1 protein-coding gene and 1 pseudogene are annotated in these 4,252 nt (G+C 22.6%); both read right to left on the reverse strand.

Features of this window, described 5'->3' with window-relative positions; genetic code table 11:
* Positions 1-624: 624 nt before the first annotated feature.
* Positions 625-870, reverse strand: a pseudogene (locus VN21_RS18305) (MarR family transcriptional regulator); the annotation flags it as partial.
* A gap of 259 nt (positions 871-1,129) precedes the next feature.
* Entirely contained in the window at positions 1,130-2,761 is a 1,632-nt protein-coding gene (locus VN21_RS14135; protein WP_052952079.1) for an amidase family protein, read from the reverse strand.
* Positions 2,762-4,252 lie beyond the last annotated feature (1,491 nt).

The raw sequence follows: 4,252 nt of genomic DNA on the forward strand, positions 1-4,252 counted from the left end.
ATTTTGTATATATACAATTTAATCATGCAATAAAAAAAGATTAAATATACATTTAATCTTTTTTATGGTTTCTTGTTTTTTGTTGAAATAATTTGTTATTTTTAAATGAGATTTTTATAAATGCAAATATACATAAAATAGAAAGTAAAAAAAGTAGTATATATGAAAGTAAATTTTTTATACCAAATAATAAAATTACATTGATAATTAAAAAAGTTCCATAAAAAACATACTTATTTGCATCTTTATAATCTGTATGATTTAAACTTAGTGCCAATATAGACAATAAGATAAAAATCAAATTTGTTAGCATAATTATCACCTACAAAGTTATTTTTATTTAATAAACTACTTTAATATGTATAGTAATAAGTTATACCCGTATATATGCTTTTGTAGCAGAAAATTCATATATATGGACAATATATTAATACTTAATTATATTTAAACTTTTAAATACTAAAGATAACAGGAAGTACATATTAAATTAATTTTAGTATTTAACTATTTTAGTGATTTTATATTTTTAATTATATGATCATGTATTTCAAGCAATGAATCGATATCTTTAGAATCTAGACAATCAAGAGCAAGTAACATTGCTTTATAAGCATATGCATTATTTTATGATTGTTGGTAAAGGTAATCACCTTTTTCTGTAAGATTTAGTATAATCTTTATTCTATCTATTGTTGATGATTTTCTTTCAACTATATTTTGTTCAACTAATTTATCTACTATTAAGCTTACAGAATTTTTTGAAAGAGACATTGACATTACCTCAGTAAGGTTTTTTAGTGTTAAGTCTGAATTTGTAGCTAACGAATTCAAAATAGATAATTGTTGTATAATCATACCCAGTTCATGAGCATTTTTTTTGTAAAATCACTAGTTTCTTTTATCACTGAATAAAATGATTGCAATACTTCTATTGCTTTTTTAAATTTAGCGTCATTATAATCCATGAGTGCCCTCTAAAAAATATTTTATGCTTAAATAGTTTTATATTAAAATTATTTAAGTGTAAAAATTTATTGATGTCAATTTTTATATACTATAATTATAGTATATAAAAATCCATCAGAAAACATTAATATGAAGTCTGATGGATTTACTATTTAATATATAACTAGTACTTTAAATTAGGATCTTTTCTATATTTAGTATTGTTCTCATATACATTAGCTATTTTTAATAATTTACCTTCTTCAAATTTAGATCCTACAAAAGTAATACCTATTGGTTCTTCATTACTTTTATATCCAGCAGGAACAGTAAGAGCTGGATAGCCTGCAGGTGCATATGCCATTGCTGCTTGATTACTTAAAGATACTATTATATCTGCATTTTTCAATATGTTATCTATTTCTTTACTAGCTATTTTTTTATTAGACTCAACTAAGTTTTTATATTCATCAAGAGACATTTTATTTGCTAGAGATTTTTCTAATAAATCTTGTCCATAAGGAGCTCTGTTTTCTAAATTATCTTTATTAATATTAACTATATCTTTTAAACTGCTTACACCATTAATCTTAGCAATTTTTAGATACTTGTCCATATCAAATTTAAACCCAGCCTCTAATGATTCACTCATTTTTACATTGCTAATTTCATCAGAGAAAGAAACTATATGAGTTTTAGCTCCCATATTTTTTAGATCTTTTTGTATACTATCAAAAAAAACTAAGTCACTATTTCTAACAGCGAGCGGTTTCAGTATAGCTATTTTCATGCCTTTTATTGATTTTTCATTTAAATACCTAATATAATCTTCATCTAAGTTTTTAGAGGCTATTGTATCTTTATCATTTGTATCATATCCATATATAGAACTAAGTATTAAAGCCGCATCATCAACATTTTTAGAGATTACACCAGCTGTATCTTGTGATTCAGCTATAGGGACTATTCTATCTCTACTAACCAACCCTATAGATGGCTTTATTCCTACAACAGAATTTTGGCTAGACGGATATATTATAGATCCAGCTGTTTCAGTTCCTATTGATGCAACAGAAAATCCACTAGCAACAGATGATGCTGATCCAGAGCTAGAACCTCCAACATCAAACTTGCCATACGGATTTTGAGTTTGACCTCCTAAAGCAGAGTATCCATTAGATGATTTTGTAGTCATGTAGTTAGCAAATTCACTAAGATTAGTCTTACCCAGTATAATTGCTCCTTCAGATCTTAACTTTTTAACAATAAAAGAATCTTCATCTAAAATAGAATCTTTTAAAGCGCAAGAACCTGCAGTAGTATGCATTTTATCTGAAGTACCTATATTTGCTTTTAACGTTATTGGAATACCATATAACTTTCCAGATCTTGTTCCTTTATCTTTTTCTCTTGCAATTTTAATTACATCTGGATTTAATTCTATTATTGAATTTAGTTTATTTATATCATATTTTTCAATTTTTTTTAAATAATAAATAACTAATTCCTCACAAGTAAGTTTTTTAGAATCATATAGAGATTGAATATCTTTTATATTTGCATTTGATATCAAATCACTAATGTTCTTGAATTTTAAATCACTCATTTGATCTAATTCAGCTTTAAATTGATTTATATTAATATCATTTTTTGATTTAGTAACTTTTTTTTCATCATATTGCATTTTAACTTGTTTATTAATACTATCTTCAAGGATAAATGAAGTAAATTTAACCATTATTTTTTGAAAATTAAAGGCTATAATAACAATGAATATAACAATTACTATTAATGAATATTTTAAAAAATCTTTCACGATTTCTCTCCTCATATTTATATTTATAATTTAACACTATTTAATTTTAATTAAATTATAAATTAGTATTTTCTTATTTTTCATAAAAATTAGTATTTATTTTTTTATTGTTACCTCCTTGAGGAAATTCTATCATAGAAAAAAGGAATTAAATCTTAATGTTTTCTTTCCTTAAGTGTCTTTTTTGTAACATAGATGAGAAGATGTTAATATATATGAATTATTTTGATTTGATTATTAAAATGAGAATGTAAAATTTGTAATTAAGATTAAAATGGAGATAATAAAAAAGGTGACCTAAAGCTCAGATCACCTTTTTAATATCTTTAGTGTTGTAAAATTATAAATAATTAAATCAGCCAATCGTAAATCGAAATATTAGTATTTGAGCATTAAAAAGTAAATAATGCGATGGTTGATATTGTAGATAAAAATCCTAGAATTAATCTCCTAGAGTTAAATCCTTTTTTATATCTAATTAAATATAGAAATAAATTACAAAATAATAAAATCATTAAAATTTCAAGAACAATTTTTTTTACAATAAAATTAGTCGGCAAAGCTGTAACTGTTATAAACAGCTCAGATAAAGTAATTAAACTTAGAACTATAAAAATTGATTTTTTTCTTAGTACTTTTCCTTTTTTAAATAAAGTAAAAAATAAAGTTAATAGACCTGTTAGTATAAAAAATATACCTATGATTGTCATTAATAAAAATACCATAAATTCTCCCTTTTTAATTTTAAATATGCATGTAGAGTAGAAATAATACTATTAAACAGGTTATATTATTTAACGATAACATGACAAACTTAATAATTATGCATTTTGATATAAAAATTAGTCTTATATTTATATACTATTTTTCATTATATAGAGACCGATAAAGTTATAATACGGCGATAATATCAATTATTATATAGTAAAGTTAATAAATTATTATTTTATAAATCATAGTTATATGGTTTTAATGTTTATCTAGGTTACAAAGCATTTAGAATAGAATTCAATTACATATTTAACTTGCTAAATTCTATTGTATAACAATATATTTTACCTAGTTATGGAAATATATTGTTATACAATTTAAAAACAAAAGAATGCCTAGATAAATCTAGGCATTCTTTTGTTTTTTTCTAAACTTTTGAATTTTTTAATTAAAAATAAATTGAAAATTATAGTTGAGGATACTAAAATGTCCATGATAACAGTAGAATTATCTACATGGTAGAAATACAATAAAAGTAAAAGTAGTTTTTTGAAAAATAATATATTCATTTTACCTCCAAGTTTAATATCCCTAGAAATTAATTTATTCTGTTCTAATAATAATGGTAACAATTAATTTATTAAATGTATGTTAAATTAATTTAAAGTTATTAGATTTACAAATTCAAATTTTTAACATGAATTTTAAAACTATTATTTTTCACATATGATAAATTGATTTTAAACTTAGTATAAAACTTTAAAACAATTAAGAAGTATA

Source organism: Paraclostridium benzoelyticum (genome assembly GCF_001006285.1).
Classification (GTDB): domain Bacteria; phylum Bacillota; class Clostridia; order Peptostreptococcales; family Peptostreptococcaceae; genus Paraclostridium; species Paraclostridium benzoelyticum.